We start from the raw sequence: 16,010 nt of genomic DNA on the forward strand, positions 1-16,010 counted from the left end.
ACCCATGGCGATCAAAACAAATATCGAAGCCCTCCGCGACACCATGGCGCAAGAGATGCGCCGTGATCCGACCATCATCATCACCGGCGAAGACGTCGGCCCGCGCGGCGGCGTCTTTCGCGCCACCCAGGGCCTGTTTGCTGAATTCGGCCCTGATCGGGTGATTGACAGCCCGCTCTCCGAGCTTTCCATCATCGCAGTTGGCATCGGCATGGCGCTGAATGGTCTGCGCCCCATCTGCGAGATTCAATTTGCCGATTTCATCTTTCCCGCGTTCAATCAGATTGTCAGCGAAGCCGCGCGCTTTCGTTACCGCTCCAACGGCGAGTTCCCCGTGCCCATGCTGATACGGGCGCCGTATGGTGGGGGTATCAGCGGCGGCCTCTATCATTCGCAGTCCATCGAGGCCTTTTTCTGTCACATGCCCGGCCTGTACGTGGTGGCGCCCAGCACCCCCTACGACATGCAGGGGCTGCTGCGCGCCGCTCTGCGCTCGCCCGACCCGGTGCTGTTCCTGGAACACAAGAAGACCTATCGCCTGATCAAAGGCGAGGCGCCGGAGGGGGATTACGTGGTGCCGATTGGCAAGGCGGATATCAAGCGCCCCGGCCGTGACCTGACCGTCATCGCCTATGGCCTGATGCTGCACGAGGCGCTGTCTGCAGCCGAGATGGTTGCGCCCGAAGGCATCGAGGTCGAGGTGGTTGACCTGCGCACCCTGGCCCCGCTCGACAAACAGACGATCCTGGACTCGGTGAAAAAGACCAGCAAGGTGGTCATCGTGCATGAAGACACCAAGACCGGCGGTCTGGCCGGCGAGATCTCGGCGATCATCGCCGAAGAGGCCTTCGAGCACCTGGACGGCCCCATCACGCGGGTGTGTGCGCCCGACGTGCCCGGCGTGCCTTTCAGCCATCCGATGCAGGACTTCTACATGCCCAACGCGAACAAGATCGCCGCGGCCATTCGCCAATTGGCGGCCTACTGAGCGCCGCGGGGAGAACCGAACATGGCAACTAAAATCCTGATGCCCCAACTGGGCGAGAGCGTGGTCGAAGGCACCGTCAGCCGCTGGCGCGTGCAGGTGGGTGACCAGGTCAAGCAGTATGACGTGCTGCTGGAAGTATCCACCGACAAGGTGGATACCGAAATTCCTTCGCCCGTCGCCGGCACGGTGCTCAGCATCGTCGCGGCCGACGGCGAGACCGTCAAGGCCGGCGCGCTGATTGCCCTCATCGGCCAGCCAGGCGAGGACATCGGCGCGGCGCCCGCGCCCGCGCCCCAAGCGGCGGATCGGGCCGCAACCTCGGCAGATGGCGCACCCCCCTGCGTTTTTTCCGAAAACGCATTGGCCGTCGCGGCGCTGGACGAGTCACGCCGCCTGTCGCCGGTCGTCGCCAAGATGGCGACCGAGCATGGCATTGATATCGCGCAAGTCCCAGGCACCGGGCTTGGCGGCCGCGTCACCAAAAAGGACGTGCTGACGTATCTTGAGCGACGTGACCTGGCCGGGCCGGCGCCCGTCCTGCCCACGCTCATGCCCTGGGAAATGCCGGGCAGCGGTGATCTGTTCAAGCCGGCCGCCCCCTGGTCAGCACCCGCAGCCAGCGCGACCGCCAGCGAACGCCCTGCGCCCATGCCGCCGGCCGCGGCCGCGCCCGTCGCCTCACGCCCGCCTGCGGCTGTCAGCAGGGCGGGCATGGCCGATGAAGAGATCATGCCGCTGAGCGCCATGCGGCGCAGCATCGCCAGGCACATGGTCGCCAGCAAGTTCACGGCGCCGCACGTCACCACCGTGTTCGAGGCCGATCTCAGCCAGGTCGTCGCGCACCGGAACGCGGTCAAGGCGGACTACGAGCGGTTGGGCGTCAAGCTGACCTTCACGCCGTACTTCGTGCAGGCGGTGGTCGCGGCGCTCAAGGCGCATCCGCAGGTCAACGCCTCGTTCAGCGAGGAGGCGTTGATCCTGAAGAAGCGCGTGCATATCGGCGTGGCGGTGGACATCGGCGATGGCCTGCTGGTGCCGGTGGTGAAGGACGCGGATGACTTGACCCTCAAGGGCCTGGCGCGCACGATCGCCGATCTGGCCGAGCGGGCGCGCACGCGCAAGCTGACGCCTGACGAGCTGGCCGGCAGTACCTTCACGATTACCAACCACGGCGTTTCCGGCAGCCTGTTCGCGATGCCCATCATCAACCAGCCCAACGTGGGCATCCTGGGCGTGGGCGCGATTCAGAAGCGCGTGGTGGTCGTCGGCGACGCCATCGCCATCCGGCCGATGTGCTATCTTTCGTTTACCTTCGATCATCGCGCCCTGGATGGCGCGCTGGCCGATCACTTTGCCGCGGCAGTCGTCAAACACCTGGAAACGTGGCGGTGATTTGCACTTTGTACTTTGCACTTTGCACTATTAACGGAGTGACGCATGTCTGATGTAACGTACGATGTCGTGGTGCTCGGCGGGGGGCCGGGCGGGTATGTGGCGGCGATTCGGGCCAGCCAGTTGGGGCAGAAGACGGCCCTGATCGAGAGCGAGGCGCTGGGCGGGGTCTGCCTGAACTGGGGCTGCATCCCGTCCAAGGCGCTGCTCAAGAACGCGGAGGTGGTCAACACCCTGCAGCGCGGTAAGGAGTTCGGCTTTGCCTTCGAGAACCTGACGCTCGACTTCACCGTGGCCTATCAGCGCAGCCGCCAGGTGTCGGAGCGCCTGGTCAAGGGCATCGGCAGCCTGATGCGCAAGAACAAAATTGATGTCTTCGAAGGCCGCGGCGTGCTGCGCTCGGCGGGCGAAATTGACGTCACCCTGAACAAGGGCGGCAGCGAGCTGGTCAAGGCCAAGCACATCATCCTGGCGACCGGCGCGCGTGCGCGCGGTCTGCCGGGCCTGGAGCTGGACGGCGAGCGCATCATGGGCTATCGCCAGGCCATTGTGCAGCAGCAGGCGCCCAAGAGGGCGTTGATCGTGGGCGCCGGCCCCATCGGCATGGAATTCGCCTATGTCTGGCGTTCCTACGGCGCGGAGGTGACGGTGATCGAGATGCTGCCGCAGGTGCTGCCGCTGGAGGACGACGAGGTGAGCGCCGAGGTGGCGAAGGCGTTCAAGAAGATGGGCGTCAACGTGCTGACTTCGACGCGCACCGAGGGCGCGGAGCGCGCCGGCGACGGGGTCACGGTCAGGGTCAAGCACGTAGACAGCGGCGCGGAGTCCAGCCTGGAGGCGGACCTGATGCTGGTGGCGACGGGGGTGCTCCCCAACAGTGCGAACATCGGCCTGGAAAGCGTCGGCGTCAAGGTCAACCGCGGCGGCTTCGTGGAAGTGGACGAGTATCTGCGCACCAATGTGCCGGGTATCTACGCCATCGGCGACCTGACCGGCAAGCTGGCGCTGGCGCACGTCGCTTCGGCGCAGGGCATCGTGGCGGTCGAGCACATCGCCGGGCATGAGACGACGCCGCTGAGCGACGAAAAGTACACGGACATGCCGCGCTGCACCTACTGCAATCCGCAGGTGGCGAGCCTGGGTCTGACCGAGAAGCAGGCGCGGGCCAAGGGGCTGGAGATCAAGGTGGGCAAGTTCCCGTTCATCGCCAACGGCAAGGCGCTGGGGCTGGGCGAACGTGAGGGCTTCGTCAAGATCATCGCGGACGCCAAATACGGCGAAATCCTGGGCGCGCACCTGGTGGGGCCGGAGGTGACCGAGCTGCTGCCGGAGCTTGTGCTGGCCAAGACCTGGGAACTGACGCCGGAGGAGATCGCACGCAGCGTCCACGCGCACCCGACGCTATCCGAGGTGCTAATGGAAGCCGCGCACAGCGTGTTTGGCGCGGCGATTCATATGTAGCCGCGGGCAGGGCAGCGCACCTAAAAACCCGACTTCTCAAAGAAGTCGGGTTTTTTATTGACAGGATTGACAGGATGTACAGGATATTTGGCTCTCTGTGCCGATTGTTTTGCGCACCGCAGGGCAAAAATCCTGTTTCATCTTGTCAATCCTGTCCAAGCCTCGGCGTCACGTGGTATTTCAATCATCGCCTTGTTGATCAACACCGCAGCCTTCTCCGTGGGAAAGCGCTCTGGGTGGGCCGAAGGGGCGTCCACCATCTGGCTGAAGATGACCGCGCGCAGCGGCCCGCGGTCGCCGCGCCTACCACAGGTGCAGGGTGGACGGATGGCCGTGGCGAATGGGTTTCTCTCGCACACTGGCGACATTGATCGCCTCCAGCGGCAGGGCGACTTCGATGAGTTTCTTCTTCGTAAAAGGGCTTGGCATGGTGGAGAGTGCTCCTAACGGCCATCTATATCTACCAGAAGGTAGCCGAATTTGGATTGGATTAGCTTCTGTCTTTCGACGATGAAGTCCTCAAAACTGTCCATAGCCCATAACTCTCGATCTTTCGGAATCAAGTGCATATCCAGATACTCATCGGACTTGTCAGCGAACCAGTATTCCGGCAGGGCTTCACCTTTACCGCCCGCGCCGTTTTCCTGTTGAGTGAGCAGCATGCAATTGGCAAGTTGGTTGCGTTCGGCTTCGCGATACTTCATTACTGATTTGCCAGTTTCTAGATTGATTTGTTTCACCTTGCGCAAGGCGCTTTGGGGAAAGATGTGATCTACCTGCGGAAAGTTGCCATCATACGCTGGGGTGTAGTGGAAATCGCGATACCACAGATTAAAAAGTAAGTGGATTGTGTCGGAACCATAGCCCATCTGCCAGAATTTATCGGTAGTAAGTTCCAGACTCCTGCCTTGCGAGCGAATGACCTCGAAAATCCGACCCAGATCGAATTGTTCAGTTTCGTTGATGACCTTCACACAATCATCAATCAAGCGGTCGGGCGTACCGCTGAACGCGCCGGTGAGCAAAGAGCGGATCAAATAGGTAGCCACGTTTTTTGCGTTTTTCCAGGCGGCAGGATAACGGTATCGAAGATAAACCAGAGGGATCAGCACCAGGTAAGACGGCATGGCCTTATCACCCCGAATGAAGGTCTTGCCACGCACGAAATCGTATACGTCCTTGATCGCTTTAGTAATGTCGTCCCACCGTTTCTCAATATCGACGCGCACTGTCGGTTTGCGGAACTTAGCAACTTCGTACTGGGCACCCTGGTCGAGCAGTGTCAAACAGGTCTTGAGCACAAAATCGCGAGTAAAGCTAAAGCCCTGCGAATTCAACTCTTCGAGCAATAGGTCCATCTCCTTGTCTGCTTCGTCCCAAGTGGAGCTCAGCAATGAAAAGAGTAGGTCAGATTTACCCAGCCGGGTGCCACCGGAGTTGGCGCGGATGAAAATCTCCACCACATCATCTTCGGAGTATAACTGTTGGTTTTCAGTGCTATCCAGCTCCTGATATGCAATGCCATCGTCGGCGTGAAATGTTTTGAAGATGATAGAGACGTGTTCGTCGATCTTTTCACTTTCATTCTGTGTAAGAGGCCGCTCGGCCGCGCCGATCAGGGTACGTGCCAATGCTCGTGGATTCTGCTTGCTAAACACGATATCCTTGAACTTGATCCACGGAAAACTCGCCTGGCTGGCATGCAGGAACCTAAATCGGTACTTCATATCGTCCGGCGCAGTCAGTTCACCGCTAAGGATGTCCAAATAAAGTTCACGTCCCTCGTGACTGCCACACAGTCCGATAAAGAGGCTTTGCAGTCGCTGTTGGCCATCCAGCACCAAGCACTTCTTGTCCGTGTTGTCAGGCACGTAGAAATCAGTAAGCTTCAGATGGCCATGGTAATTGTCAATAAACTTGCGATGACGAATCTGGCTTTTTGTTTTCCAAATCAGCAGGGTACTGATAGGGTACTCGCGCAGAATGGAGTCGAAAAGTCGACATATCTGGTCTTCGCTCCACACAAAGTGGCGCTGAATGTTGGGCAGCCAAAAGCCGCCTTCTTCGTCGCGATTATTCAAGAAGGAAACTATCTTGCGAAGAGAGTGTTTAGGAGTTTTCATGGCCAGCTTTCTTATGATAAAGGATGAGATGTGCATGCCTCGGTTTCGCCGAACCGCACGTTAATGGTGCGTTATCCCGGTGGCATTGCGCGGGCGATGAGTTTGGCAAAGCCATAGTTCAGGCTGAACACTTCGGAGTCGAGTTCGCGCTGGAAAGGGTGATACAGGTAGTAGACGCGGTATTCCCCGTTGTTGAAGAATTCGACTAAGGCCAAAATGTAATCGTTGGCATTGTCGAGGCCGGTATGTAGCTCATTTCTCGTTACCGTGATAGCCTTTGACCCGGTTACGCGCCCCTTGACTTCGATGAAGCGCAGTTTGTCAGTCCTAGGCACCCGACTCTCGATGTCATAGCCGAGCTTTTCGCGCTCGCGGTCGATCGGCTCGAAACCAAGTTGGCGCTCTTGGTCCATCACAATGGCGCGGGCGCGCGCAGCATTGATCTGGGTATCGTAGGGACTTGAGGACGCTAGGCGTGCCCAGCTCGGCATAGCAGCATTCGACCCCAGCGGTGGCGTCAAAATTTGGGCCTTGCGGTCTATCTTTTCAGTGTCTAATTGTGTGACCGCTGACTCGCTGTCTCTGCCGCCTGTCACGATGCGGTCGTGAGTTCCGTTGTTGGTCTCGTTCACAATCGGGACTTGAACGAGATTCTTTGGGTCCGGCCCCGATAACAGTGTGACCGGTTCCTCAGCCGGCTCTGCATTTGCACCGTCGCTCGCCAGCTGAGGAAGGCTTGCAGGTGGAGCGAGCTTGAAGTTCTGTTCCAGATACTCCCGTACATCCGCGGGGGACCGTTCGAAGCTGTAATCGAGGGCAGCTTTGATTTCCGGGCATTCGAAAGTCTGACTGATTACCTCCGGTATCCGCTTGACCAGTTTCGCCTTAGGAAGTTGATCAACATAAAGACCTCCGGTCGAGCCAGAGGACGTCAGCACGTCGGGGAAGCGCCCACAGGCGTCCCGTCGATATAGGGAGTGATCTCCAGCCCGCAAGTTGTTGCATACCAGGTGGTCTGCGTTAGCCTGACAGCAAGGGCACGAATGCGCTCCGTTTCTGCAGCAGTCTCGAGTTCCACCCATTGCAGTTGTGCACCAAAGGTTATCAACCAGTCTCTCTGGTCAGGTTGGCCGGCGAACTGCAAAGATTGGTCAAACAACCGTTCCTCGACACATCGGGCGAGGGTCGGGAGATCCGAGAATGGAGTACTGCTCCTTACGGCGTCCGACAGCTCCTGCCAGTCGGCCGTCTTCTGCTTGATCCAGGTATGTAGGTTCTCCCAATGTATCGGAGGCTGTTTGGTGAGTGCATAGGACAAACCCTTAATGGCCGTCCATTCGCCGACTAGATTGAGCCAGTGCTGGCACTGATCCCAGATTTGGACAGGATAACGACGACATAGAAGGCGCACCCGACGCGCTGTGTCCGGGGAGAGCACTTGACCCGAAGGGAGATCGTTTAGCCATTGAAGGGCGAGATCCAACGTGGGGCGCTCAGCAATGCCGATTTTTCGCCACAGCAAGAGGTCACTGACGGTTGAATGAATGACAGGGGCTCCGGGAACACCATTCTCGTCGAGCGCCAGGCAAACTGCAGAGCCAGCGGTCCACTCACGATCCTGGGTCAGGATCAGTTTTTCTGACCAGAGAGTCTGTTTGATCCTCTCAAGATCGGCCGGCGAGCAACTCTCAATCATTCGGTCAAGACCCCGATACCACTTGCCTGTATCGGAAATCGCCGGTGTCACTGCCTTTGTCTGCTCACGAAGGCAATCCAAGATATGGTCTGGACCTGCTGGCGTAGTGCGTACGCCGAGTAGATCGAGGAAAGGTCGTGCAGCCTCTGTGTCGAGATGTTTATCGACGAATGGTTCAACATCGATCAACATTTCGGTTTCAGGTGTTCGCTGCAAGAGGTCGTGGGGCTTGTGAGGAATGCCGCGGGTATCAAGAAGGCAGGGTAATTTCCTCAATTCCAACGCCCAGGTTGGAAGTAGCGGCTCGTTGGTCATTAACTTCTTCTTACCAGTCCTTGCAACCTGACACAGGTCGGCATGCTTTTCTCTTGTCCAGCGGAAGTCGTGTTGAGATAAAATCCGTTTGGCAACTTTTGTCCAAAGATGATCATCGTTTACGGCGACCGCACGCCAATGATCCCAGTATACACGCTCAAAGTCCCATTCTTTAATAACGAAATGCTCAGACGTGTAGGGACGGGAGAGGGCCCCCATCAAGCCACGTTTGCGGGCTTCATCTTCGAGTGTCCATGAGGAAACCGGAATCTCCTGCTGTACAAACGGAGCAAAGGTAAGAAGATGAGCATGACCGGATGAAACCCAGTTTTGCCAATCTTCCTTTGAGCAAGAAAAGAACGTCTCAACGTAGGCGGGATGCAAGAGATCGGTTGCCAGTCTCTCCTTCGGCAGAAGCTCCCTCAGGCTGCCGTCAGCGTCGCACAGAACATGCTCTTTGACGAGGCGTCGGCTTTCATCTACAGTGATATAGACGAACGAATCCCCAACCGCAGCATCGAGCTTTGCTGCAATCTGGGCCAGCCGTACAAAGTCCTGGAGGCTGGAATTCTCGGCGGAGAATACATGGAGTGCGACTCGGTCAATCACCGTCCGAGTGTTGCTTGCTTCGTTGAGCCGGGCTGCTCGCAGAATCGCTTCGGCCGCTTCGATATCTTGCTGGACAGTTGCATTACTTCGATCGGCGGCCACCTGGCGTTGTTCTGTCAGAAAATGGAGCCAACCGCCGTCCATTACCTTCAGGCGGGTCGTCAAAAACTCCCAGTCGCCTACGGATTGAACCAGCTTCTTTCCGTCCAAGCGCGCTACTTCAATGGCTGTATAGAGGACGTCGCTACCCTGAACTGGTATGATTCGCGCGTTTATGGCTTTGTATGAGTTGAAAAAGTCAGTGATTTCCCGTGCGATGTATATCCAGAGAGACATCAGATTCTGCCAGGGTCTTGGTGTCGGCAGCTGTATGCTTTGCAAGATGTCGAGGAATTTCTCCTTGTTTATCTCCTCAACCACGCCCCAACGCAAGAGGTTTCTCCAATGAGCCTCTGCGACATATTGGCACAATGCCGGACGGCTCTTGTCGTCGAGGAAGCGCGAAGGCTGTTGCGTTGGCCAGATGGCGTGGATCTCATTTGGAATGATAATACTCTCTCTTGCGCCGACGAGATTACCATCATCGGTCAGGAGCACCGGCTTCCCTTCCGTAGTCTGCTCGAATGCTTGTCTAATGGTGATGCTGCACAGTCCCCCAACAGTTGCACGATCGTTCCATGTGAAGTTTGGGAGCAACTGGTACGCTTGCGAGCGCTCGGTCGTCGATAGCTCGGCCATTCCCAGCCAGCGAAGCATGGCTGAGGCTGCCAGCCGCCCCACCCTCTCCAGTAGCCAGCGGTTGGTAGGTGATGTTTCAGGGTCTTTGATTTTGAGCCGCGCCGGGTCCTGAATGAAGGGCGCATTGCAGGCAAAGGGCAGATCGGTCTCAACGCCCGTTGGCAATACCACGAACAACTGCCCCTTCGCTCCCAAAACGATCTCGACCTTGCAGGGTGGAAAATCGAGCTGTTCCCCAACCGTGAGGCTGCGTTCCTCTTTGATCTCCTGTAGTGCTTCCTCAGGGAAATCCTCTGGTGGAGAGTCAATGAGGAGGAATTCACTATCCTTTTGCCCTGAGAGGACCATCCACTTGCTGTCTGGAATAGGGCCAGGCCTTAGGCTGACCCAATGGACGTCACGATCGCCGATACGCAGTTGGCGTATATTCCGGCAGAACAGTAGTGACAACGGGCTGGTGAGCCACTGCTTGAAATTGGTTTCGACCTCTGTTTGAATGTGATCGCGCATCTGAATACGGATGCGGGTCTTACCATCGGTGGTCGTCTGCTGTGCCAGCCAGCACGGCTCGCTAAAGTGGTTGCGGTAAAAACAGACTGCGAGAGTTGGTGTAAAGAGTTCGACACAATCGCCCAGGCTGAATGTGCTCTTAAACCCGATGCCGCGAAAGCCGATCGTGTGCAAGGTACGCTTGTTCGAATAGCCGAAACGGCACAGTGACTTGAAGTGTTCCTCAGTAAAATCCTCACCGTCGTGTTCGAAGCAAAAAACCTGATTCTCGACCCAAGCGGAGGCTGACTTGGCACCAGCGTCGTCAGCATTCTGCAGCAGCTCGGAGAGAACGTGGCGCGGACTTTGCACCTGCCTGAACAATTGGTGCCACGGCCCAGCCAAGTCCGGGTCTTTTTCCAGTTGCTTCCATCGTTTCACTGCCTTGGAGCGAATCGGCTCGAAGTATTTTGGCTTCATGGTCATTCAGGTACCTGTGTTCCCCATTCTTCTGTGCGGCCTGCTGGTTCGCGTGCCATCAGCCGCTCCAACTATTTGCCTAGCCTGGCCAGCGCTGCCAGATTAGCGGCGGCGCTGACGAGGATCTTGTTCTCGGCAGCAAAGGTGATGGCCTCGGATGTGAAGCCGGCTTGGGAGATGCACCAGGGACGCGCTTTGAGTCCAGCCGTTGCTGCCAGGAGTCGCTCCAACTCACCTCGGCCGACGCGCTTCTGACACCACTTGACCTCAACCTCTCATTGTTCGTCATTCTCCGCGAGGACATCAATCTCCGTCTGCTCATCTGGCGAGCGATACAGCTCGATGCGCACGAAAGCTGGCACATGCATCATGCCAGCCTGCCCCAGGAATACGCCGGGTACGATCGGTGTCAGCATAGCGCCCATCGCGCTCAACCAGCAAATCCACCTCCATCAGCGGCCGCAGGTAGTCTCGGGCGGCCACTGCCTGGCGATGGAAGCGGCTGGCGATTTTCGATAGGGTCAGACCAATGAATCTTCTCCGCCTGTGAGAAATGGCGTCGTTATATCGAAGGCGCAACTGACGGCGCAGTGTTTGTCGTAATCAGCCGGTATATCTCGCGCCAGCACTTGTCGAACGAATCGGCCCGGCGCGCAGCGGTCAGGTCGAATACCGCGGTCAACGCCGGTTGATCCAGGGTCTCGACGTAACGATGGCCCTCGGTCATGCGGTCAGTCAGCCACTCTTTGGCGCCTCGCACGTGTTCTGGCTGAGCAGGCGCCTGCAAGTCATTTCGCAGCCCCCTGCAGCCGGCCAACGAATCAGCGGCTGCCAGGAACCAGGCTTCGAATTCGTGTTTGGCTACCACAACCGAGATCGGAACATTTCTACGCACGGCGCAGGCGCGGCTGAGTAGAGCCGGCCCCAACGTCGCAGGGCAGTCCTCATCGCTGTCCAGCAAGATCAGGATGCCGCCCGATGAGCCTACTTTGCGCGCCGCTAGCTCAACCGCCCGCTCCAACTCTCCGGCCTGTAAGAGCTTGCTCTTGGTGATTCGGATCGGCTGTTCGACTTGGAGCGTCAGCGTTGGATCAAGGGTGCTCGCCAGGCGGCGTAGCAGGACAGGAACCGCCTGCACTTCACCGTGTCCTTCGACGATGCAGGCAAGATGCATCAGGCATCTCCTTTGTCGAACAGGCGTAGTTGACGGCTGCTCAGTTTTTTGGCCGCCGGGTCTGGGGCCAGTTGGTTGAGACGCAACAACTCACCCGCGGTGTATAAACGATCGTGCAACGCTGACCTCCCGGTCTCGTCCAGAGAACCGATCGTGGTCGTGCCCGCATCGGCGACCACAGCCAGGATAGCATCGCCGTCCAGTTGTGGGTTGTCCAGGAGATCGGGGCTGTGACTGGTCACCAGGACCTGGGTGACCCGGCTGGCGTCGCGCAAACTGTCAATCAACACGCCCACCGCAGCCGGGTGTAGGGCCAATTCGGGCTCTTCGATCCCGACCAATGGCATACCAGGGCCGGCGCCGTTGCCATACCCTGACTGATACAGGGCAACAAGGATGCCGAGCGCTCGCAGCGTTCCGTCCGACATGTTGGCGGCCAAGAACTGCCAGGGAAACGCAGAACCCGCGACATCTTGACCGAACTCCAATGTTTCTTTGGGGCCGAACATGCGATGCTCAATCCGACGTATTCCCGGAACGATCTTGCCGAGATACTCCTCGATGCGTTGCTTGGTCGCGGGATTCAGCGCCTGCAACTGCGCCAACACACTGGCAAGATTGCCGCCATCGCGCGCCAACAGCCGGCCGGAATCGGGAGTTTGCAGATTGCGGATGCGATCGGGGTTCAAACTGTAGAAACCCATGCTGGAAAACGCGTCGTAGAGAGGGCGGAACTCGGGCAGCCCTGATACATTGACCAGGTAGAGCCGATCAGAGGCCGCGGCCGGGGCTGTCCTCATGCTGCTGGAAGCCAGTTCTCCGTTCTCGACGCGGAAGTGACGCCCGCCCGGTTCGTCGAAGGAACACTCCTCCTGTTGAACCTCATGTCCGCCGCCTCGTAGTGATCCAATCCGAAAAGCATAATGGCCGCTCTCTCCATTGCGCAGAATGAAGTGCAGCCGCATTCCGAAGTGCGTGGGATGATCGCTGCCCTGACGGCGTACGTCATTGATTCCGCCGCGGTCGCGCAGCGCGTGGTCAAGCGACGTTCGCAAGGCATCGGCTACGAAGCGCAGCGCATCCAGGAAATTGCTCTTGCCAGCGCCGTTAGGCCCCACCAGGAATGTCAGCGGCCCAAGCTGGACATCGCAGCCAGCGATGCTCTTGTAATTTTGAAGCACTACCCGTCGCAGAAAAGTTGCGTCTCGCATCGTATCGTTTCCTTTTCAGGCCCTCACCGCCCAGACCGGTCTTGGATGCCATTCATCGCGCCGAAGCCCGCCGCGCGCGTGATCGGACGCGATACGTATTTTACCACACAGCGCGCGCACCACCGGTACAACGGCAATGTTGCCCCCTACTCCCTCTCGAAGCCCTGGCTGCTGAATTTCAGGGCACGGGCACGAGCAGCCACTGGTAGGTTTCCGGGAGCCGCGCGGTGACCGTGCTGTCGGCCGCGGCCCGTTGCGTCTCCGCTTGCTTGACCTGCAGCGGCGCGAGATCGAGAGCGACCTTCTCGTCCAGGATGGAAGTCCAGACATCATGCGCAGCAGCACGGCCGCACCCATCTGCGGCTCGTCCTCGCCTTCCCGACGCGTTCGTGACTGCCATGTTATCTCTCGCTGCGAACCATCGCGAAACTCGATCGGGTTTTCAGAAATCTATTGACTTTCGGCCGAATATCGGTTATGATGTGAGTGACCTTTACTAACAGTCTGGGTCACCCCAAAGGCTTGGCCGCTGGGCCAATACTAACCAGCGGCCCTTGTTTTTCTTGACTCGAATCCAGAATGTAAGCTGATTGGCGTGCAAGCTTTGGCCGCAATACCTCCCAAATAAGACTGGATTTTAGGCGGCGCGCACCCGGCTAAAGCCTCGATTCCGCTGCCGGTGTGCAGGTTGACAGGTTGACCTGCTAAAGCCTCGATTTCGGAATTTACGCCAGAACTGATCATGCGAGCTCTTCCTCGTCGAACAACCCGGTCTGTGCTGGCTGGGGCTTGCTGCCTTCGCGCGCCAGCCTCGTGATCTCTGGCCAGCTCTGCACCAGCCCATTATACGCCAGCGCCTCGGCCGCGCGCTTCTTGCGTTCGCACAGCGTGTAGAAGCGATAGGCCAGCTCGCAGGGCTGGCTCTGCCGCGCTGCCCAGCTTGCTGACCAGCGCGGCCGCGGCCGACTCGCCGCCGGTTTCGGCACGCACGAGCTGATGCACGGCTTCCCAGGCGGTCAGGCGCTTGTCGGTGGCCGGATCCCAATCCGCGGGCAGCTCGACCGGCTTGAGCAGGCGCACCTTGCCGTGGCTCGATTTCAGGATGCCCGCGTCCACCATGCCGGCGACGCTGGTGTTCTTGGCTTTGGAGAGGGTTTCGGCCACGCCGAATTCGCCCTCGGCGAAGCCGGACCCCCTCGAACCAGGCCAGCGCCCAGCGGTGTCACGTCGAAGTCGCCTTCCTGCTCGGCCAACGCCTCGTCCAGCGTCTGGTTGATGAGCGCCAGCGCCTCGCGCACGGTGAGCGGCCGGCCCGCGGCGTCGAGCACCCGTGCGTAGCGGGTGTAGACCGCCATGCCCGGGCCGATGGCCGCCTGCGCCAGGTCCACCGGCGCGATGTTGCCGCGCTGGAGATGCACCAGCGCGACGGGAAGCTCGGTCTTGAGCGCGGTCACGAACTCGCGCCGCGTGGCAGTGGGCGCGTCGGCTGGCCGTTTGCGGCAGACGAGAATGATGCTGGAGGCGAGAGCATTGGAGCCGGAGCCGATCATGCGGTTACCGAGTTCAGTGCGCATCGGCCAGGTGCCGCTGACACCGAAGCCGGCGCGGATCACCGCGTCGAGGAAGGTGTCCCAGCCGGTGCTGGCGGTGCCATCCGTGCTGTCGGTCTCAGCCTGCTTGAAGGCGTAGTAAATCGTGACCGGAAAGGCCGGGTGCGCCTGTTCAGCCAACCGATGCATCGCCTGCGTCATGCCGTCGAGGAAAAACGCCTCCGCCTTTTCCTTGCTGCCGTGTCGGTAGGGCGTAGCCACCAGTTCCTCGGCCTTTGGCACGGCCAGCGTGGCGAAAAGGTTGGGATAGACGGGCCTCAGCGCGCGTCGCAGCCAGACGTAGAAGAAGTCCGACAGGTCGGCGTAGCCGATATTGTCGTAGTAGGGCGGATCAGTGGAGACGATACGACCCGAAGAGACCTCTTGTGTCTGCGCATCGCCTTGTAAAGCAAGCCCTGGTGTCGCAGCCGGGAACATGCAGAGCGCTTTCTGCGCCCACTCGATGCCACTCGAAACATTTCCCGATGAGTCAGAGAAAATGTTTGTTTCCACGTAGTCCCAAGTCATCGGGATGGCTTGTCGCCCGAACGTATTGCGGATGAGCTCCTTGCTCGAATGCCACGTACAGATCGTTGACCAATAGTCGGCCGCCTTATCGACTGAGAACGCGAGATACACCGCCACCGCATCAGCGTAGGCTGTGGCGCCGATGCCGCCAGTGGCAAGGGGTTTGCCATCATCGGGCAGGCCGATGGTGAGCGCGTCACGCTTCACCCGCGCCCGCGCTTCCCCCACCAGGTCGGAGAAGGTCGTCAGCGCCACGAGCTGGCGCGGGGTGAAGATGTCGCCAAAGGTGTCGAAACCGTAGTTCGAAACGTTCACGCGGCACTTGCCGTGGAGCGGTGCATCTGGCTTCCAGTCGGGCCGCGCCTGTCCTACAATTGCTTCCATCTCCGGCGTCGGTGAGAGATAGACCCGCCCTCGCTCGCCCTCGGCGACGATGGCCATCAGCCGCGCGCCCATCCGCCCGGCCTGACCTTCCTCGCGAATGTAGTCGTAGGTCATCGGTGTTCCTGACATCAGGCAGCGGAAGGCGGCCCGTTTTCCGGCAGAAGTTCCCAGCTTCGTCGCCTCCGCATCCTTCGGCTTGCCCACCTTCACCGTGAAGCGGTAGCCGGGCGAGGAAGTAGGAGGTAGGAGGTAGGAAGTAGGGGAAGCGCTGCCCGCCCTATTTCCTACCTCCTCACTCCTATTTCCTACGATCACCGGCTCGACATACGCTTCCTTGCCCGGCTTGGTGGAGAGCATGAAGGTCGAGACGAGCGGCACGTCCACCTGGTTGAAGGCGGGATTGGGACTTTTCACCGTGCGCGCCCACAGCCAGGCGATCACGGTCAGCTTTCGCCCCACCAGCGGCTTCAGGTCGGGCCGCTCCTGCGCCATCTCCGCCGTGATCTCGATCTTCGGGTACAGATGCCCGATCCGCTTCTCCGCCTCATCGCGCATCCACTTCCCATAATAGCGCACATCCTCGGCCAGGCCCGCCGCTCCGCGCCAGGTCCGAGGAAATAGTGGATAGGAAATAGGAGATAGATCGCCTGATCGTTGCCCCTGACTATTTCCTATTTCCTTTCTCCTATTTCCTTCCTCAAATTCTGCCGCATTGTCGTTAGCATCCGCCCCACCTCGTCCCAAAGGCCGCGCAATTTGTGCGTCTCCTGCTCCGGGAACCAGCCCACTTGCCCGCAAAGGGTCAGCAGCGTTTCGCTTTCCGCCAATGATCC

General features: G+C 59.2%; 10 protein-coding genes and 2 pseudogenes. 3 read left to right on the forward strand and 9 right to left on the reverse strand.

The window, feature by feature from the left end; translation table 11 throughout:
- The first annotated feature begins 4 nt into the window (after nt 1–4).
- The 3 genes from IPF85_RS20275 to lpdA are packed head-to-tail and all read left to right on the forward strand — an operon-like array spanning nt 5 to nt 3,841.
- On the forward strand, nt 5–988 hold the full coding sequence (locus IPF85_RS20275) for an alpha-ketoacid dehydrogenase subunit beta (RefSeq protein WP_343409877.1): 984 nt from the start codon (nt 5–7) through the stop codon (nt 986–988).
- Nucleotides 989–1,009: 21 nt separating this feature from the next.
- Nucleotides 1,010–2,380: a dihydrolipoamide acetyltransferase family protein gene (locus tag IPF85_RS20280; RefSeq protein ID WP_343409878.1), complete on the forward strand. Its 1,371-nt coding sequence runs from the start codon at nt 1,010–1,012 to the stop codon at nt 2,378–2,380.
- 45 nt (nt 2,381–2,425) lie between these two features.
- Entirely contained in the window at nt 2,426–3,841 is a 1,416-nt protein-coding gene (gene lpdA / locus IPF85_RS20285; RefSeq protein ID WP_343409879.1) for a dihydrolipoyl dehydrogenase, read from the forward strand.
- 209 nt (nt 3,842–4,050) lie between these two features.
- On the opposite strand, the pseudogene IPF85_RS20290 reads toward lpdA, so the two are convergent.
- From IPF85_RS20290 to IPF85_RS20330, 9 genes and pseudogenes are all read right to left on the reverse strand, one after another.
- Nucleotides 4,051–4,270: pseudogene (locus IPF85_RS20290) on the reverse strand (DUF1156 domain-containing protein); the annotation flags it as partial.
- A gap of 14 nt (nt 4,271–4,284) precedes the next feature.
- Complete coding sequence (locus IPF85_RS20295) at nt 4,285–5,964, reverse strand: DUF262 domain-containing HNH endonuclease family protein (protein WP_343409880.1); 1,680 nt, start codon at nt 5,962–5,964, stop codon at nt 4,285–4,287.
- 71 nt (nt 5,965–6,035) lie between these two features.
- Nucleotides 6,036–6,902 carry a DUF3883 domain-containing protein gene (locus IPF85_RS20300; RefSeq protein ID WP_343409881.1) on the reverse strand — a complete coding sequence of 289 codons (867 nt, stop codon included), beginning with the start codon at nt 6,900–6,902 and terminating at the stop codon, nt 6,036–6,038.
- A complete protein-coding gene (locus IPF85_RS20305) occupies nt 6,896–10,297 on the reverse strand; it encodes an ATPase (RefSeq protein WP_343409882.1) in 3,402 nt (1,133 codons plus the stop codon). Before IPF85_RS20305 ends, IPF85_RS20300 begins: the two co-directional genes overlap by 7 nt.
- 269 nt (nt 10,298–10,566) lie before the next feature.
- A complete protein-coding gene (locus tag IPF85_RS20310) occupies nt 10,567–10,707 on the reverse strand; it encodes a hypothetical protein (RefSeq protein ID WP_343409883.1) in 141 nt (46 codons plus the stop codon).
- A 146-nt stretch (nt 10,708–10,853) separates the two neighbouring features.
- Nucleotides 10,854–11,465, reverse strand: a complete 612-nt coding sequence (locus IPF85_RS20315; protein ID WP_343409884.1) for a DUF4276 family protein — start codon at nt 11,463–11,465, stop codon at nt 10,854–10,856.
- Nucleotides 11,465–12,676 (reverse strand): AAA family ATPase, encoded by a 1,212-nt coding sequence (locus tag IPF85_RS20320; RefSeq protein ID WP_343409885.1) that lies wholly within the window; start codon nt 12,674–12,676, stop codon nt 11,465–11,467. The genes IPF85_RS20315 and IPF85_RS20320 overlap by 1 nt, the downstream gene beginning before the upstream one ends.
- A 178-nt stretch (nt 12,677–12,854) precedes the next feature.
- The gene (locus IPF85_RS20325) at nt 12,855–13,076 is read right to left on the reverse strand and encodes a hypothetical protein (RefSeq protein WP_343409886.1); all 222 of its coding nucleotides are present in this window, start codon (nt 13,074–13,076) and stop codon (nt 12,855–12,857) included.
- Nucleotides 13,077–13,416: 340 nt separating this feature from the next.
- Nucleotides 13,417–15,669: pseudogene (locus IPF85_RS20330) on the reverse strand (hypothetical protein).
- Between the last annotated feature and the right edge of the window lie 341 nt (nt 15,670–16,010).

Origin of the sequence: Candidatus Amarolinea dominans (assembly GCF_016704685.1) — a bacterium.
GTDB lineage: Bacteria > Chloroflexota > Anaerolineae > SSC4 > Amarolineaceae > Amarolinea > Amarolinea dominans.

Excerpts from the sequence above, each read along its gene's own strand:
- IPF85_RS20320 (WP_343409885.1), bottom strand. The coding sequence starts at position 12,676 with ATGCGAGACGCAACTTTTCTGCGACGGGTAGTGCTTCAAAATTACAAG.
- IPF85_RS20275 (WP_343409877.1), top strand. The coding sequence starts at position 5 with ATGGCGATCAAAACAAATATCGAAGCCCTCCGCGACACCATGGCGCAA.
- IPF85_RS20310 (WP_343409883.1), bottom strand. The coding sequence starts at position 10,707 with ATGCTGACACCGATCGTACCCGGCGTATTCCTGGGGCAGGCTGGCATG.
- IPF85_RS20295 (WP_343409880.1), bottom strand. The coding sequence starts at position 5,964 with ATGAAAACTCCTAAACACTCTCTTCGCAAGATAGTTTCCTTCTTGAAT.
- IPF85_RS20315 (WP_343409884.1), bottom strand. The coding sequence starts at position 11,465 with ATGCATCTTGCCTGCATCGTCGAAGGACACGGTGAAGTGCAGGCGGTT.
- IPF85_RS20305 (WP_343409882.1), bottom strand. The coding sequence starts at position 10,297 with ATGACCATGAAGCCAAAATACTTCGAGCCGATTCGCTCCAAGGCAGTG.
- IPF85_RS20280 (WP_343409878.1), top strand. The coding sequence starts at position 1,010 with ATGGCAACTAAAATCCTGATGCCCCAACTGGGCGAGAGCGTGGTCGAA.
- lpdA (WP_343409879.1), top strand. The coding sequence starts at position 2,426 with ATGTCTGATGTAACGTACGATGTCGTGGTGCTCGGCGGGGGGCCGGGC.
- IPF85_RS20325 (WP_343409886.1), bottom strand. The coding sequence starts at position 13,076 with ATGGCAGTCACGAACGCGTCGGGAAGGCGAGGACGAGCCGCAGATGGG.